Consider the following 16799-nt stretch of genomic DNA (forward strand, 5'->3'; position numbering starts at 1 on the left):
CTTCGCCTACGCCACCACGCGCAGGATCTCGTCGACGCTCGTCAGGCCGAGCTTCACCTTCTCCCAGCCGTCCTGTCGCAGCGTGAGCATGCCCTGCTCCTGCGCGACGCGGCCGATCTCCGCGCTGGACGCTCGTGCCACGGCCAGACGCTCGATCTCCTCGGAGACGGTCATGACCTCGTGCAGGGCGATGCGTCCGCGGTACCCGGTGTTCGAGCACACGGTGCAGCCGACGGGCGCGAAGAACGCCGGCACGCCGCTGTCGCCCTCGCCGACGAAGCCGAGGACCCGGAGCTGCTCGAACGTGTACTCCGCCGGCGCCTTGCAACGGTCGCAGAGCTTGCGGGCGAGTCGCTGGGCGACGACGCAGTCCAGGGCCGAGCCGACCAGGAACGGCTCGATGTCCATCTCGGTCAACCGGGTCACCGCCGACGGGGCGTCGTTCGTGTGCAGCGTGGACAGCACGAGGTGCCCGGTGAGCGACGCCTCGATGGCGATCTGCGCGGTCTCGTGGTCGCGGATCTCGCCGAGGAGCACCACGTCGGGGTCGGAGCGCAGGATGCTGCGGAGCGCCGACGCGAAGGTGAGTCCGGCCTTCGGGTTGACCTGCACCTGGTTGATCCCCGCCATCCGGTACTCGACCGGGTCCTCGACGGTGATGACGTTGATCTCGGGACGGGCGACCGCGTTGAGGGTCGTGTACAGCGTCGTCGACTTGCCCGAACCGGTCGGTCCGGTGACGAGGATCATGCCGTACGGCTTCGAGTACGACCGCCGGTAGGCGACGGCGTTCTGTTCGAGCAGGTTGAGGTCGTGCAGGGACATCGACGTGTTCGAGTTGTCGAGGATCCGCATGACGACCTTCTCGCCCCACACCGTGGGCAGCGTCGCCACGCGGAGGTCGATCTGTCGTCCACCGTGGCGCACGGACATGCGGCCGTCCTGCGGCTTCCGACGCTCGGCGATGTCGATGTCGCTCATGATCTTCAGCCGGCTGATCACGCCGTTCTGGATGTTCTTCGGCGCCGGGGCCATCTCGTGCAGCACGCCGTCGATGCGGTAGCGCACGCGGACCTCGTGCTCGCCCGGCTCGATGTGGATGTCGGACGCGTGGTCCTGGATGGCCTGCGAGACGAGCAGGTTCACGAAGCGGACGATGGGGACGTCGTCGAGCGAACCCTCGGAGATGTCGGCCTGCTGCTGGGCGGTTGCGGTCGCCTCTTCCTCGAGGGACGAGGTCAGGTCGTTGAGCTCGTCGTCGGCGCGCAGGTAGCGGTCGAGCGCGGCGGCGAGGTCGCGCTCCTCGACCTGGAGGGGCTTGATCGCCCGTCCGGAGGCCGCCCGGGCGTCGTCGATCGCGAGCACGTTCGTCGGGTTCACCATGGCGAGCACCAGGACGTCGCCCTCGAACCCGACGCCGAGCACGCCGTGCCGTCGGCAGAGCGCGGCCGGCAGGATCGACACCGCCGTGCCGTCGACCGGGTAGTCCGTCAGCGGCACCGTCTTGGAGTTGCTCGAGGCCGCGCGAGCGGTGATGAACTGGGCTTCGCTGACGACACCGCGGTCGACGAGCGACCGGATCGACCGTTCGTCGATCTCCTCGTCGCCGGTGAGCGAGTCGAGGTGTTCGATCGGGAGTGCTCCGTTGAGGATCAGGATCTCGGAGAGCGTCGCCATCAGTCTCGCTGCCTCCTTCGGGTCGAGGACGTCGGGTCGCGTCGACAGGGTTCGGCGCCTGACCACGCTACGGTCGGCACCTCCCGCCGACGCAGTCCCAGAATGAGGGGGCGAGGGGTCTCACGCGCACCCAGAACAGGGGACGGTGGACAACCGGCCGCTGACGAACCCGTGTGGAGGAATGCCGAGATCCCTCGACGAGCGGCCTGCCGCCGGGACATGATGAGTCATGGACATCACGAGCGTGACCGTGGGGCTGCCCGTCACCGACATCGAAGCGTCCTGCCTCTGGTACGGCGCGGTGTTCGAACGCGTCGAGCCGGACCTCGAGCCGGACGAGGGCATCGCCGAGTACGAGATCGGCGGCATCTGGATCCAGCTGTTCGAGGACGACGAGGCCGAGGAGAACGCGGTGGTCGTCCGTTTCGGCGTCGACGACGTCACTGCGCAGCACGCCAGGATCGCAGCACTCGGCATCGACGTCGGTCCGGTCGAGTGCGTCGACGGCGCCGTCGACTGGTTCGACGTCCGCGACCCCGACGGCAACGTACTGAGCCTCTACTCCCTCGCCGACGAGAGGGGCCGCGGATCCGGTGGTCGCGGCAGCGACGCCGGCCGCCGGATCTAGACGCCACCACGCTCCGGACGGGAGGCGCGGCGCCCGCCGGCACCACGCCTCCCGTCCGTGCGTTCGTCGCGACGCGATCCGCCTCTGGACAGCCGCGCGGACCAGTGCAACGATGGCCGCCATGCAGAACACACGCATATCAGATCTGAATCAGCGGACGTGGCTCGGCGGTGTGGTCGCGCTGGCGGTGGTCCTCGGGTCGCTCGCGACCGCGGCCCCGGCACAGGCCGCGTCGTTCTCGGCACGTGTCGGAGCCATCGTGCACAACGCCGGCGAGGTGACGATCACCGGTACGGGCGACGCCGGCGACCTCGTGTCGATCAGCCCGTCCGACGGCGAGCCCGTCGACACCCGGGTGAAGCCGGACGGCTCGTGGCGGGTGAAGGCGCACGTCGACGGGTTCGGCGATCACACCTTCGAGGTGGCCGCCTCCGGGGCGTCTCGGCCGACGACACTCCACGCCACGACGCGGCGGGTCGCCGAGGGGATCGTCGGTGTCGTCCGCGACGAACGCCAGCGGTGGGCGACGGTCAACGGCACCGGGCTCGAACCCCGCGCTCGCATCGACGTCGAACTCGACGGCGTGCTCATGACGACGACCGCCACCGACCGCGACGGCGCGTTCGCCCACCGGATCAACGGGGTGCCCTTCGGCACGCACCGCGTCACGGTCACGGAGCGGTTCGACGGAGCAGAACAGTTCCGCCGGAACGTGAACTTCCCCTTCGAGCCCTACACGATCGTCGACGAGGTCCGAGTGGATCCGATCGCCCGGGTGGTCCACCTCCAGGGCACTGGTCCGATCACCACCGAGATGCGGTTCGTCGACGAGTCCGGAGCACCGTGGTCGCTGACCGACGGACAGGACTGGGTGACGAACACGGACGGCACGTGGAGCGCCGACCTCGCCTACCCGGCCCCCGGTGTGCGGTTCATGGGGATCATCGCCCAGGTCTACGACGCCATGTACGAGACTCCACGTTTCGTCGGCTCCACCACCACCGGGGCCACGATCCCGTTCCCGGTGACCGCGACCGTGGCGAAGTCGACGCCGAAGCAGCTCGTCCTCACCGGCAGCGCCGAGCCGGGCGCCCGCCTGTCGTTCACCGATGCCGACGGCTCTCCCGTCACGGACGACGACGGCAACGCCGTGGAGCCGTCCGTGCCGGGCTCGTCGGAGTGGCGGGTCACGCTCGACCCGCGCCGGATGACCGGCGGGACCGTGACCGTGTCCGCCACCGGTGACGACGGTCCGCTCGGCAGCGTCACCCTGACGTACCGCTGACCGACAGCTGACCCCGACGGAGCAACGGGGAAGGGCCCCGCATCCTGGTGGATGCGGGGCCCTTCCCGGTGGTCACTCGGTTCAGTTGTAGGTGCCCGGCGTGAAGTCGTCCGACGAGAAGCTGTCGAAGTCGACGAAGCTCAGGTCGGCGTCCGAGAACGACGAGTCGTCCGCGAAGATGCGGTTCGGGTACCGCTCCGCCTTCGCTTCCTCCGTCGCGTTCACGTCCACGTCGCGGTACCGGCTGAGGCCCGTCCCGGCGGGGATGAGCTTACCGATGATGACGTTCTCCTTGAGGCCGACGAGGTGGTCCTGCTTGCCCTCCATGGCCGCCTGCGTGAGCACGCGGGTGGTCTCCTGGAAGGACGCGGCGGACAGCCACGACTCGGTCGCGAGGGACGCCTTGGTGATGCCCATGACCTCCTGGCGAGCGGAAGCGGTCTTGCGACCCTCCTGCAGCGCCGCACGGTTGATCTCGTTGTACCGCGAACGGTCGACGAGCTCACCCGGGAGCAGGTCCGTGTCGGCGTGGTCGACGACCGTCACCTTGCGGAGCATCTGGCGGACGATGACCTCGATGTGCTTGTCGTGGATCGGCACACCCTGCGAGCCGTACACGTCCTGCACACCGTTGACCAGGTGCTTCTGGACCTCACGGACGCCCTTCACGCGGAGGACCTCCTTCGGGTCCACCGTGCCGGCGATGAACTGCTCGCCGAGCTCGACGTGCTGGCCGTCCTCGATGAGGAGGGTCGCACGCTTGAGCACCGGGTAGATGAACGGCTCGTCGCCGTTGTCCGGCGTGAGGATGATCCGACGACCCTTGTCCGTGTCCTCGACCACGACGCGGCCGGGGGCCTCGGCGATCGGGGACGCGCCCTTCGGGGTGCGGGCCTCGAAGAGCTCCGTGACACGGGGCAGACCCTGGGTGATGTCGTCCGCGGAGGCCGACCCACCCGTGTGGAAGGTACGCATCGTCAGCTGGGTACCGGGCTCACCGATGGACTGGGCGGCGATGATGCCGACCGCCTCGCCGATGTCGACGAGGTTGCCCGTGGCGAGGGAACGGCCATAGCACTTCGCGCAGACACCGACGGCCGACTCGCAGGTCAGGACCGAGCGCACCTTGATGCTCTCGACACCGGCCGCGACCAGCTTGTCGATGAGGACGTCACCGACGTCCTCGCCGGCCTCGGCGACGACCGTGCCCTGCGCGTCCGTCGCCGGGGTGGCGAGGGTGCGCGAGTACACGGTGTTCTCGACGCGGGCGTCACGGACGAGCTTGCCGTCGGCGTCGACCGTGGCGATCGGCAGCTCGAGGCCACGCGTGGTGCCGCAGTCGTCCTCACGGATGATGACGTCCTGCGAGACGTCCACGAGACGACGGGTGAGGTACCCGGAGTCCGCGGTGCGCAGTGCGGTGTCGGCGAGGCCCTTACGAGCACCGTGCGTGGCGATGAAGTACTCCGCCACGGTCAGGCCCTCGCGGTACGAGTTGATGATCGGGCGGGCGATGATCTCGCCCTTCGGGTTGTTCACCAGACCACGCATACCGGCGATGTTGCGGACCTGCAGCCAGTTACCACGGGCACCGGAGGACACCATGCGGTTGATCGTGTTGTCGATGGGGAAGTTGTCCCGCATCTCCTGGGCGATCTCGTTGGTGGCCTCGGTCCAGATCTTGATCAGGTCGGCGCGGCGCTCCGCGTCGGTGATCAGACCCTTGTCGAACTCGCCCTGGACCTTCGCGGCCTGCGTCTCGTAGCCCGCGATGATCTCCTTCTTGCGCGGAGGCGTCACGACGTCGGAGAGCGCCACGGTCACACCGGAGCGCGTGCCCCAGTAGAAGCCCGCGTCCTTGATCCGGTCCAGCGCGGCGGCCGTCTCGGTCTTGGAGTAGCGCTCGGCGAGGTCGTTGACGATCGCGGAGAGGGTGCCCTTGTCGGTGACCTTCTGCACGAACGGGTAGTCCGCCGGGAGGGTCTCGTTGAAGAGCGCGCGACCGAGGGTGGTCTCGAGGAGGATCGGCTGACCGACCTCGTAGCCCTCGGGTGCTTCACCCTCGGCGAAGTGGACACCCGTCATGCGGATCTTCACCGTCGCGTTGAGGTGGAGCGTGTTCTGGTCCTTCGCCATGATCGCCTCGGCGACCGAGGAGAACGAACGGCCCTCACCGACGGCGCCCTCGCGGACGGTCGTCAGGTGGTGCAGACCGATGATCATGTCCTGTGCGGGCAGGGTCACCGGGCGGCCGTCGGACGGCTTGAGGATGTTGTTCGAGGCGAGCATCAGGATGCGGGCCTCGGCCTGGGCCTCGACCGACAGCGGCAGGTGCACGGCCATCTGGTCACCGTCGAAGTCCGCGTTGAACGCAGCACACACGAGCGGGTGGAGCTGGATGGCCTTGCCCTCGACGAGCTGCGGCTCGAACGCCTGGATGCCCAGGCGGTGCAGCGTCGGCGCACGGTTCAGCAGGACGGGGCGCTCGCGGATGATCTCCTCGAGGACGTCCCACACCTGCGGGCGCGAACGCTCGACCATGCGCTTGGCCGACTTGATGTTCTGCGCGTGCGACAGGTCGATGAGGCGCTTGATCACGAACGGCTTGAACAGCTCGAGGGCCATCTGCTTGGGCAGACCGCACTGGTGGAGCTTGAGCTGCGGGCCGACGATGATGACCGAACGACCCGAGTAGTCGACGCGCTTGCCGAGCAGGTTCTGGCGGAAACGACCCTGCTTGCCCTTGAGCATGTCGCTCAGGGACTTCAGGGCACGGTTGCCGGTACCGGTGACGGGGCGACCACGACGACCGTTGTCGAACAGCGCGTCCACCGCTTCCTGCAGCATGCGCTTCTCGTTGTTCACGATGATCTCGGGGGCACCGAGGTCGAGCAGGCGGCGGAGACGGTTGTTGCGGTTGATCACACGACGGTAGAGGTCGTTGAGGTCACTCGTGGCGAAGCGGCCACCGTCGAGCTGCACCATCGGGCGCAGCTCCGGCGGGATGACCGGGACGACGTCGAGCACCATCGCGGCCGGCGAGTTGCCGGTGGCGAGGAAGGAGGAGACGACGCGCAGACGCTTGATCGCGCGGATCTTCTTCTGGCCCTTGCCCTCGGCGATCTGCAGGCGCAGCGCCTCGGCCTCGGCGGTCAGGTCGAAGGCCTCGAGACGGAGCTTGATCGCCTCGGCGCCCATGTAGGCGTCGAAGTAGATCCCGAACCGGTCCTGGAGCTCGTGGAACACGGCGTCCTCGGGCTTGAGGTCGCCGACCTTGAGGTTGCGGAAGTCCTCCCACACGCGCTCGAGGCGGGTGATGTCCTCGTCGAAGGACTTGCGGACCTGCCCCATCTCCTTCTCGGCGGTGTCCTTGGTCCGACGCTTGACGTCGGCCTTGGCACCCTCTTCCTCGAGCGCTGCGAGGTCGTCCTCGAGCTTCTTGAGGCGGTCGGCGATGATCGAGTCGCGCTGGTTCTCGAGGTTCTTGATCTCGAGGCGCATCTCGTTCTCGAGACCGGGCATGTCGGCGTGACGGCCCTCGTCATCGATGTCGATGATCATGTACGCCGCGAAGTAGATGACCTTCTCGAGGTCCTTCGGCGCCATGTCGAGGAGGTACCCGAGGCGCGACGGGACGCCCTTGAAGTACCAGATGTGCGTGACGGGTGCGGCGAGCTCGATGTGGCCCATGCGCTCACGACGGACCGAGGACTTGGTGACCTCGACGCCGCAGCGCTCGCAGACGATGCCCTTGAACCGGACACGCTTGTACTTGCCGCAGGCGCACTCCCAGTCGCGGGACGGACCGAAGATCTGCTCGCCGAACAGACCGTCCTTCTCGGGCTTGAGGGTGCGGTAGTTGATGGTCTCCGGCTTCTTGACCTCGCCGTACGACCACTGGCGGATGTCCTCGGCCGTGGCGAGGCCGATCCGCAGTGCGTCAAAGGAAGTTGCTTCGAGCAATGTTCTTCTCTCTTGCTGAATTCGAGACGTGACGGGCGGGGCGGGATCAGATGTCGTCGACGGAGGACGACTCGAACCGCGAGGAGATGTTGATGCCGAGCTCTTCAGCGGCACGGAAGACCTCGTCGTCCGTGTCGCGGAGGCTGACCGCCTGGCCGTCGGCCGAGAGGACCTCGACGTTCAGGCAGAGCGACTGCATCTCCTTCATGAGGACCTTGAAGCTCTCCGGGATGCCGGGCTCCTGGATGTTCTCGCCCTTGACGATCGCCTCGTAGACCTTCACACGGCCGAGGATGTCGTCGGACTTGATCGTCAGGAGCTCCTGGAGGGCGTACGCGGCGCCGTACGCCTCGAGCGCCCACACCTCCATCTCGCCGAAACGCTGTCCACCGAACTGCGCCTTACCACCCAGCGGCTGCTGCGTGATCATCGAGTACGGGCCGGTCGAACGCGCGTGGATCTTGTCGTCGACCAGGTGGTGGAGCTTCAGGATGTACATGTACCCGACCGAGACCGGCTCCGGGAACGGCTCACCGGAGCGGCCGTCGAAGAGCTGGGCCTTGCCGGAGGAACCGATCAGGCGCTCGCCGTCGCGGTTCGGGAGCGTCGAGTCGAGGAGGCCCTCGATCTCACGCTCGTATGCGCCGTCGAACACCGGGGTCGCGACCTTGGTGCCGGGCTCCGCGCTGTGGGCGGCCTCGGGGAGGGCGGACGCCCACTCCTGGATGCCCTCGACGTTCCAGCCCTGCTTCGCGAGCCACCCGAGGTGGATCTCGAGCACCTGGCCGAAGTTCATGCGGCCGGGGACGCCGAGCGGGTTCAGCACGATGTCGACCGGGGTGCCGTCCGCGAGGAACGGCATGTCCTCGACCGGCAGGATCGTCGAGATGACGCCCTTGTTGCCGTGACGACCGGCGAGCTTGTCGCCAGCGGTGATCTTGCGCTTCTGGGCGATGTACACGACCACACGCTGGTTGACACCGGAGCCGAGCTCGTCGTCACCGTCCTGCGCGTCGAACACCTTGACGCCGATGATCGTGCCCTCTTCACCGTGCGGCACCTTGAGCGAGGTGTCGCGGACTTCGCGCGACTTCTCGTTGAAGATGGCGCGGAGCAGGCGCTCCTCGGCGCTGAGCTCGGTCTCGCCCTTCGGCGTGACCTTGCCGACCAGGATGTCGCCGGGGCGGACCTCGGCACCGATGCGGATGATGCCGCGCTCGTCGAGGTCGGCCAGCAGGTCCGGGCTGACGTTCGGGAGGTCGCGGGTGATCTCCTCCTTGCCGAGCTTGGTGTCGCGGGCGTCGACCTCGTACTCCTCGATGTGGATCGAGGAGAGCGTGTCGTCCTTCACGAGGTTCTGCGACAGGATCATCGCGTCCTCGTAGTTGTAGCCCTCCCACGGCATGAACGCGACGAGGAGGTTCTTGCCGAGCGCGAGCTCGCCGTTCTCCGTCGCGGGGCCGTCGGCGATGACCTCGCCCTGCTCGATCCGCTCACCGGCGCTGACGATCACGCGGTGGTTGTAGCTCGTGCCCTGGTTCGAGCGGTCGAACTTGCGGAGGTAGTACGTCTGCGTCCCACCCTCGTCGAGCTGCAGGGTCACGGTGTCGGCCGAGACCTCGGAGACGACACCGGCCTTGTCGGCGGTGACGACGTCGCCGGCGTCGATGGCGGTGTAGCCCTCCATGCCGGTGCCGACGAGCGGCGACTCGGAGCGGAGGAGCGGCACGGCCTGGCGCTGCATGTTCGCACCCATGAGGGCGCGGTTCGCGTCGTCGTGCTCGAGGAACGGGATGAGCGACGTCGCGACCGACACCATCTGGCGCGGGGAGACGTCCATGTAGTCGACCTCGCCCTTGGCGACGAGCTCGACCTCGCCGCCCTTCTTGCGGACGAGCACCTTGTCGTCGGCGAAGTGGAACGAGTCGGTCAGCGGGGCGTTGGCCTGCGCGACGACGAAGTCGTCCTCTTCACTGGCGGTGAGGTAGTCGATGGTCGTCGTGACCTGGCCGTCGACGACGCGACGGTACGGGGTCTCGATGAACCCGAACGAGTTGATCCGACCGAACGACGCGAGCGAACCGATCAGGCCGATGTTCGGGCCTTCCGGGGTCTCGATCGGGCACATGCGGCCGTAGTGCGACGGGTGGACGTCACGGACCTCGACGCCGGCACGCTCACGGGACAGACCACCCGGGCCGAGCGCCGAGAGACGACGCTTGTGCGTCAGACCGGCGAGCGGGTTGTTCTGGTCCATGAACTGCGACAGCTGGGAGGTCCCGAAGAACTCCTTGATCGCGGCGACGACCGGACGCACGTTGATGAGCGTCTGCGGCGTGATCGCCTCGATGTCCTGCGTGGTCATGCGCTCGCGGACGACGCGCTCCATGCGGGACAGACCCGTGCGGACCTGGTTCTGGATGAGCTCGCCGACGGCGCGGATGCGACGGTTGCCGAAGTGGTCGATGTCGTCCACGTCGAGGCGCAGCTGCACCGGCTCGCCGTCGCGGACGCCGTCCAGCGTGGTCTTCTCGGCGTGCAGGGAGACCAGGTACTTGATCGTGCGGACGATGTCCTGCACGGTCAGGACCGAGTCGCTCAGCTGCGCGTCGATGCCGAGCTTGCGGTTGAGCTTGTAGCGGCCGACCTTCGCGAGGTCGTAGCGCTTCGGGTTGAAGTAGAAGTTGTCGAGGAGCGCACGCGCGGCCTCGGCAGCGACCTGCTCGCCCGGACGCAGCTTGCGGTAGATGTCCTTGAGCGCCTCTTCCTTGGTGAGGATGGCGTCCTTCTCGAGGGTCGACTCGATCGAGGCGAAGCCCTGGAACTCCTCGAGGATCTCCTCGCTCGTCAGCCCGAGGGCCTTGAGGAAGACCGTGACGGACTGCTTGCGCTTGCGGTCGATGCGCACGCCCACCTGGTCGCGCTTGTCGATCTCGAACTCGAGCCATGCACCACGCGACGGGATCACGCGAGCCGAGTAGATGTCCTTGTCGGACGTCTTCTCCTGCTGACGCTCGAAGTACACACCCGGCGAGCGGACGAGCTGCGAGACGACGACACGCTCGGTGCCGTTGATGATGAAGGTGCCGCGCTCGGTCATGAGCGGGAAGTCACCCATGAAGACCGTCTGCGTCTTGATCTCACCGGTCATGTGGTTCATGAACTCGGCGTTGACGTACAGCGGTGCGGCGTAGGTCTTGCCGCGCTCCTTGCAGTCGTCGATGGAGTACTTCGGGTCCTCGAGCTCCGGGGACGTGAACGAGAGCTGCATGGTCTCGCCGAGGTCCTCGATCGGGGAGATCTCCTCGAAGATCTCCTCGAGGCCGGAGTGCAGCGCGAGGTCGGTACGACCCTGCTCCTGCCCCTCGGCCAGTCGGGCCTTCCAGACGTCGTTGCCGACGAGCCAGTCGAAGCTCTCCGTCTGGAGAGCGAGCAGATCAGGAACCGTGAGGGTGTCCGTGATCTTGGCGAACGAGAGTCGCGAGTGGTTGCGACCGTTCTTGGGGTTGGTGGATGCGTTGGGCGCAGCAGCCAAGGGTGTGACCTCCGGTTGGCCCCGTCGGGCCGATACTGACGGGCAGCATGTAGGTGAGTGGATTGACGCGTGAGCGCACCCTCGAGGAAACGCGGTCACGTGCTCGACGGCGGAGCGAGAGCACGTGTGCGATGATCTGGGCGAGCGGAGCCCGCCGACATATACGGGACCGACTACACCAGGGCATGTTCGGAATGAACGCTGCGTCGACCGCAATATGACGACACGGGATGCCAGGGAGCGCGAACTGCCATCATAGGCAGCGTCCGGTCAGGCTGTCCAGTCCTCGCTTGACCAAGTTCCGCGATGCCGTGTATAAGCGGCACGGACCCATCCACATTCCCGCCGGATCCGCATGCCACCGGGGCCGAGGCCGGCCGTCTCGTCAGCGCAGGCGTTCGCGCTCCACCCCAGCCGTGCCTCCCGTCAGTCCGGCGAGCGCACGGAACGCGTCCTCGGGACGTCGGGTCCGCACGAAGGTGACGCGACCACGCTCGTCGGTGAGCTCGATGCCGAGTCCCGGGGTGAGGAGGAGCGCCCGGACGCCGCGGCCGAGCCGCAGTCCGATGCCGCCGTAGGTACGGGCGTCCGCCTCGACGAGCCGGGCGTCCACGATCCGCCGGCGCGCGATGCGGCGCGGTGGGAGCGGGCGGAAGTGCAGGGTGACGTGGGTGTCGGTGACCGTGAAGCCGGCACGGGCCAGCAGGAGGAGGAGTCCGACGACGATCCCGACGACTCCCGGCACGACCAGCGCGGCTTCCGGCGCCTCGCCGGGCCAGCCGAGGACCGCTGCGGTGAGCGCCGTCCCGGCAGCGAGCAGTGCGGCGCCGACCGTGCGCATCCAGACGGGTGCCGGTTCGCGGTCCGCGTGGAACGGACGGGAGGCACGGGTCGCCGCCGGCGCGACGGGCACGTTGACGACGTGGTGCGTGGGGATGCTCGTGGTGTCGACGGACATGGTGGTGCTCCTGGGTGTGCGGGTGCCGGCACTCTGTATTTTACATAACGAGTGCGATGTGTTCAACGGTCGACACTGGTCGACGGGCGCAGCGCGGCTGCGGGTGACCGCGGTGGTCGGGACGCGCGTCACGGTCGGCCGCCTGCGGACCCGCGACGAGGTGGGGGCTCGTCCGGGTCGACGCCGTCGGCACGACGACAGCGACCGACGGTACGCGCCGACGCTTGGCGTTCACTGTCCGTTCATGTGGACGCATACATCTGGGCCCGGGGTGCGCGATTGCGCGAATGCACGACCCGGCAGGGTGCGCGACTGCGCGAATGCACGACCCGGCACGGTGCGCGACTGCGCGAATGCACGACCCGGCACGGTGCGCGACTGCTCGGCAGGCGTTCCCGCGCGCGGCGCTCGGCCCTCGGCGCTGCCGCGTCCGGCTCAGCGGAGGACGAGGGCGACGGCCTCCGCCCGGGTGCGGACCCCGAGCTTCTGGAACAGCTGGTTCACGTAGGACTTCACGGTCGGGACGGTGAGGAACAGCTCCGCGGCGATCTCCGGGTTCGTCCGGCCGTGGGCGATCCGCTCGAGCACGTCGGCCTCGCGCGGGGTGAGCTCCGGGAAGCGCTCACGCACCGGCACCCGGCCGGCGGGCGCGACGGGCTGCGTGGTGCCGGTGCGCGGCGCGGTCCCGGTGCGCGGCGCTGTCCCCGTGAGCTGCGCGGTCGCCGTGAGCTGCGCGACGAGTCGGGCGCCGACCGTCGCGTCGAACGTCGCCTGCCCGGATGCGACCGCGCGGACCGCGGTCGCGATCTCCGCGCGACCGGCGTCCTTCGTGAGGTAGCCGCGGGCTCCGGCCCGGAGCGCGGTGCTGATCGACTCGTCGTCGGCGAAGGTCGTCAACACGAGCACGGCGACGTCGGGGTGCCGGGCGGTGATGCGGGCCGTCGCGGTCGGGCCGTCGACGCCCGGCATCCTGAGGTCCATCAGGACGACGTCCGGTGTCGTCCGCTCCACGGCGGCGAGCGCCTCGGCTCCGTCGGCCGCGGCACCGACGACCTCGAGGTCCGGCACGAGCGACAGCACCGTGACCAGGCCGTCGCGCACGATGGCCTGGTCGTCGACGACGAGCACGCGGATGGTCATGCGTCCGGACCGGCCGATCGGTCGGCGTGAGTGCCTCGGTCGTCCACGGCGTCGGAGCGGCCGGCGGCGTCGGAGCTGGCGGCGGCGACGGGGAGGTGCATCGCGACGACGAACTCGTCCTCGGAGCGGCCGGCCTCGACCGTGGCGTCGGTGCCGAGCTCAGCGAAGCGCTCGCGGATGCCGACGAGGCCGTGCCCACCGCTGGACAGCGGGTTCGCCACGACCACGTCGAGGGCGTCGCCGTCACGGATCACCGAGAGCGAGACAGGGCGACCGGGAGCGTGGCGGCGGGCGTTGCTGAGGGCTTCGCGGGTCGTTGCGACGACGACCCGACGGTGCGCCTCGTCGAGATCGGCGAGGGCGAGGTCGCCGACGACCACCACCTCGCCCCCGAAGTCGCGGTGCGCGGTGACGAGGGCGTGGAGGTCTGCACGGGGTACCGGCGGCTCGTGCCGGGCGTCCTGACCGGAGGCTCGGGTCGCGTCCGTCACGTCGGCCGCCGAGCCGAGGCGGTCACGGTCCGACGTACCGTCGTCGCGGAGCGCGTGGACGGCCCGGCGGGCCTCGGCGAGACCGTCGGCGGCGAGGGTGCGCGCGGCTCCGGCACGCGTGGCGGCTTCGTCCACGCGACCGGCCTCGAGCAGGGCCTCGACCGCGTCGAGCTGCAGCACGAGGCCGCCGAGGGAGTGTGCGAGGACGTCGTGGACGTCACGGGCGGCCCGGGCGCGGTCGGCGAGGAGCTCGGCACGCTGCTGGTCGCGTTCGGCTTGGCGGGCCTGGGCCTCTGCTGCGCGGTACTGCCGGCGGCTGAACCCGACGAGGACGCCGAGCACGAGGCCGCCGCTCGTGCCGAGCACGAACTGGACGGAGGCGCCGTCGATGCTGGCGACCACCGCGATCTCGACGAGCGCCACGAGGGTTGCGACCGCCCCCGTCCACACGGGCAGCGCGATGCTGGACTGGAGGACGACGATGCCGACGATCACCGCGACGAGCATCAGGGAGCGCGTCGGCACGACCGCGGCGGCTCCGGCGACGACCATGACCGCCGCCGCAGCCGTCGTCACGCGCGGTGACCGGACGACCTCGCGGAGGGTCCATGCGGCGAGCGCCACGGCCCCGACGGTCCACGCCCAGACCGGGAGCTGTTCGAGGACGCCGTTCCGGACGAACCAGAACGCCACCGCGACGATCCCGACCGCGGTGAGCACCCAGCCCACACGCGACCGCGACCGGCCCGCGGACGGGTCGGTCAGATCGGGCTCGGACAGCAGGGTCACCGCACCATCATGCCGCGCGCGCGGCCCGGGATCTTCTGGTCGAGCACGAGGGCGCGGGCGGCCCGGTTGATCGCGAGCATGAGCAGGATCGCGCCGGTCGAGCTGAGGAGGTGCGCGCCCATGTGGCCGCCGAGGACGTCGAGGCCGACGCGGACGGCGATGAGCACGAACCACAGCCCCGCGCCGTACCAGCCGGTACGCGCCTGGAGCGTGCGGCCCTTGTCGTCCGGAGTGGCCGCGGTGCGGAAGCGGGTCATGCTCCCCATCGCCAGGCCGACGCCGACGGAGATGAGTGCCTCGATGCCCAGGAAGACGATGTCGGTCGTGGTGACGGCGGTCTTCGTGTTCGCGAGCATCACCACGCCGATGACGGCGAGGACGAGCGGCCCGCGCCACACGCGTGCCGGGTCGAGGTAGCGCCAGGTGGCCTGGCGGTAGGCCAGGAACCCGACGAGTGCGAGTCCGATGACGATGTTGGCGATGAGCTGGACCGACATGGTGTGTGCCTCCCGTGGTGTCCGGCGGGCCGTTCCCGACCGGTGCTCCCATCGTCGCCAGCGGGACGGATCCGCCCCACCAACCAGGGGTGGGGACGTGGGTGGTGATCCGGTGGTGTTCCATGGACCCATGGGTGATGCGTTCGACGGGTTCACGCTCGGTGCAGGGTTCTCGGTGATCGAGCCGGATCGACACCGGCCGGGGTCGTTCACGCTCGTGGTCGACGGGACGCCGCAGTCGCACGTGGACCTCGAGGACCCGACACACCTGGCGTTCGAGTACATCCGGCGGATCGGGCACGCGATCGACCTGCTGCCGCCGGGGCCGATCACCGCCCTGCACCTGGGTGCCGGTGCGCTGACCCTCCCCCGCTACGTGGCGGCGACCCGGCCGGGGTCGCGTCAGCAGGTCGTCGAGCTCGAGCGCGAACTGGTCGACCAGGTGCGCGAGGCACTGCCGTTCCCGCGGGGCGCATCCATCCGCGTCCGGTACGGCGACGCCCGCGAGGTCCTCGAGAAGCTGCCGCAGGGTCTCCGAGGCACCGTCGACCTGGCCGTCGTCGACGTCTTCAGCGGCGCGCGGACCCCGGCGCACGTGACGAGCCTCGAGTTCCACCGGGAGGTCGCCGAGTTCCTGTCGCCGACGGGCATCGTCGCGATGAACGTCGCCGACGGAGCCGGCCTGGCGTTCGCGCGTGGTCAGGCCGCGACGCTGCAGTCCGTGCTGCCCTCGGTCGCGGCGGTCGCGGACACCGGGATGTTGAAGGGCCGGCGGTTCGGCAACATCGTGCTGCTCGGGTCGCCCACCGACCTGCCGATCGCCGAGATGCCCCGCCGGTACTCCTCCGATCCGATGCCGGCGAAGGTCGTGCACGGGGCGGAGCTGCGGGCGTTCACCGCCGGTGCGCCGATCGTCACCGACGCGACGGCCGTCCCGTCGCCGGAACCGAACCGGTCGGTCTTCGGCGGGTAGGTCGCGCTTCCTGGCAACTCGGTGGTGCCGCTGCCAGGATGGTGCCGCACGTGCGCAGCTGCGCGGACGAACGAGAGGCGAGCGCTGATGACGAACGACGACCGGAGCAACGAGGACCGGCCGGACGACGGCCGGGCACCGAGCTGGGGCGAGCCGGCCGAGGAGCACTCTCACCACGACGACGCGCCCCGCTACGGCGAGCGCATCACGCCGTCGTCCGCTCCGCAGTCCGGCGAGCAGCCCCAGCAGTACGGGCAGCAGCCGCAGTACGGCGAGCGCACCGCGCCGCAGCAGTACGGGCAGCAGCAGTACGGCCAGCAGCAGTACGGCCAGCAGCAGGGCGCCCCGGCGTGGGGCGGCGGCGACCAGCCGTGGGCCGCCGCACCTGCGGCAGCGGGAGCACCGGCGTGGCAGCACCACGAGGAGCCGAAGGCGAAGAAGAAGACCGTCGGCGTGATCGCGTTCCTCGCGGCCGTCGTCGCACTCGTCGTCGGTGTCGTCGGTGGCTACGTCCTCGGCACCGCACTCGGTGCCAGCGGCGCGCTCCGGGGTGTCCTCGAGGGGACCACGACCGGCACCGACCCGCAGCAGCTCCAGCGCGAGGTGATGAACGACCCCGCGGTCGCCTCGCAGCTCATGGTCGGCTCGATCGTGATGTGGGTCGCGACGCTCTTCGGCCTGTGGGGCCTCGTGCAGGGCATCGTCGCGATCGCCACGAAGCGCGGCCGCGGCTGGGGCGTCGTCGCGCTGGTCCTCGCGGTCGTCGCAGCGATCGTCGCCGGGTCGGTCTACCTCGGCGTCGCGGTCTCGACCGTCTCCTGAGCATCTGGGTGTGGCACCGGGTGCTCCCGGCCGACCGCGGT

General features: G+C 69.3%; 11 protein-coding genes. 4 read left to right on the plus strand and 7 right to left on the minus strand.

All coding sequences use genetic code 11. The features are described 5' to 3' along the window. Positions 1-6 precede the first annotated feature (6 nt). Positions 7-1677 (minus strand): GspE/PulE family protein, encoded by a 1671-nt coding sequence (locus FS641_RS04755; protein WP_144760671.1) that lies wholly within the window; start codon positions 1675-1677, stop codon positions 7-9. Between the two features lie 229 nt (positions 1678-1906). Between FS641_RS04755 and FS641_RS04760 the strand changes: the two genes are divergently transcribed. After that, positions 1907-2305 carry a VOC family protein gene (locus tag FS641_RS04760; RefSeq protein ID WP_144760674.1) on the plus strand — a complete coding sequence of 133 codons (399 nt, stop codon included), beginning with the start codon at positions 1907-1909 and terminating at the stop codon, positions 2303-2305. A gap of 121 nt (positions 2306-2426) precedes the next feature. Continuing rightward, positions 2427-3590: a hypothetical protein gene (locus FS641_RS04765; protein ID WP_144760677.1), complete on the plus strand. Its 1164-nt coding sequence runs from the start codon at positions 2427-2429 to the stop codon at positions 3588-3590. 81 nt (positions 3591-3671) lie between these two features. Here the strand turns inward: FS641_RS04765 and rpoC are convergent, their stop codons facing one another. The 6 genes from rpoC to FS641_RS17930 form a co-directional block, all read right to left on the minus strand. Then, on the minus strand, positions 3672-7553 hold the full coding sequence (gene rpoC / locus FS641_RS04770; RefSeq protein ID WP_144760680.1) for a DNA-directed RNA polymerase subunit beta': 3882 nt from the start codon (positions 7551-7553) through the stop codon (positions 3672-3674). 46 nt (positions 7554-7599) lie between these two features. Beyond that, positions 7600-11088: a DNA-directed RNA polymerase subunit beta gene (gene rpoB / locus FS641_RS04775; RefSeq protein ID WP_144760683.1), complete on the minus strand. Its 3489-nt coding sequence runs from the start codon at positions 11086-11088 to the stop codon at positions 7600-7602. A gap of 385 nt (positions 11089-11473) precedes the next feature. After that, positions 11474-12046: a hypothetical protein gene (locus FS641_RS04780; protein ID WP_144760686.1), complete on the minus strand. Its 573-nt coding sequence runs from the start codon at positions 12044-12046 to the stop codon at positions 11474-11476. A 435-nt stretch (positions 12047-12481) separates the two neighbouring features. Next, complete coding sequence (locus FS641_RS04785; RefSeq protein ID WP_144760689.1) at positions 12482-13186, minus strand: response regulator transcription factor; 705 nt, start codon at positions 13184-13186, stop codon at positions 12482-12484. Beyond that, positions 13183-14466, minus strand: a complete 1284-nt coding sequence (locus FS641_RS04790; RefSeq protein ID WP_186317576.1) for a sensor histidine kinase — start codon at positions 14464-14466, stop codon at positions 13183-13185. Before FS641_RS04790 ends, FS641_RS04785 begins: the two co-directional genes overlap by 4 nt. Beyond that, positions 14463-14963 (minus strand): hypothetical protein, encoded by a 501-nt coding sequence (locus FS641_RS17930; protein ID WP_186317577.1) that lies wholly within the window; start codon positions 14961-14963, stop codon positions 14463-14465. Before FS641_RS17930 ends, FS641_RS04790 begins: the two co-directional genes overlap by 4 nt. Positions 14964-15093: 130 nt before the next feature. Here FS641_RS17930 and FS641_RS04795 point away from each other — a divergent pair, with 130 nt between their 5' ends. Both FS641_RS04795 and FS641_RS04800 read left to right on the plus strand, forming a co-directional pair. Further along, positions 15094-15936: a spermidine synthase gene (locus FS641_RS04795; RefSeq protein ID WP_144760695.1), complete on the plus strand. Its 843-nt coding sequence runs from the start codon at positions 15094-15096 to the stop codon at positions 15934-15936. Positions 15937-16023: 87 nt separating this feature from the next. After that, a complete protein-coding gene (locus tag FS641_RS04800; RefSeq protein ID WP_144760697.1) occupies positions 16024-16758 on the plus strand; it encodes a hypothetical protein in 735 nt (244 codons plus the stop codon). Positions 16759-16799: the final 41 nt, after the last annotated feature.

It is taken from the genome of Curtobacterium sp. 9128, from assembly GCF_007673775.1.
In the GTDB taxonomy this organism is placed as follows: Bacteria; Actinomycetota; Actinomycetes; order Actinomycetales; family Microbacteriaceae; genus Curtobacterium.

What these genes read in the sequence shown, in the direction of transcription:
- FS641_RS04755 (WP_144760671.1), bottom strand. Translation starts at nt 1,677, where the DNA reads ATGGCGACGCTCTCCGAGATCCTGATCCTCAACGGAGCACTCCCGATC.
- FS641_RS04760 (WP_144760674.1), top strand. Translation starts at nt 1,907, where the DNA reads ATGGACATCACGAGCGTGACCGTGGGGCTGCCCGTCACCGACATCGAA.
- FS641_RS04765 (WP_144760677.1), top strand. Translation starts at nt 2,427, where the DNA reads ATGCAGAACACACGCATATCAGATCTGAATCAGCGGACGTGGCTCGGC.
- FS641_RS04780 (WP_144760686.1), bottom strand. Translation starts at nt 12,046, where the DNA reads ATGTCCGTCGACACCACGAGCATCCCCACGCACCACGTCGTCAACGTG.
- FS641_RS04785 (WP_144760689.1), bottom strand. Translation starts at nt 13,186, where the DNA reads ATGACCATCCGCGTGCTCGTCGTCGACGACCAGGCCATCGTGCGCGAC.
- FS641_RS17930 (WP_186317577.1), bottom strand. Translation starts at nt 14,963, where the DNA reads ATGTCGGTCCAGCTCATCGCCAACATCGTCATCGGACTCGCACTCGTC.
- FS641_RS04795 (WP_144760695.1), top strand. Translation starts at nt 15,094, where the DNA reads ATGGGTGATGCGTTCGACGGGTTCACGCTCGGTGCAGGGTTCTCGGTG.
- FS641_RS04800 (WP_144760697.1), top strand. Translation starts at nt 16,024, where the DNA reads ATGACGAACGACGACCGGAGCAACGAGGACCGGCCGGACGACGGCCGG.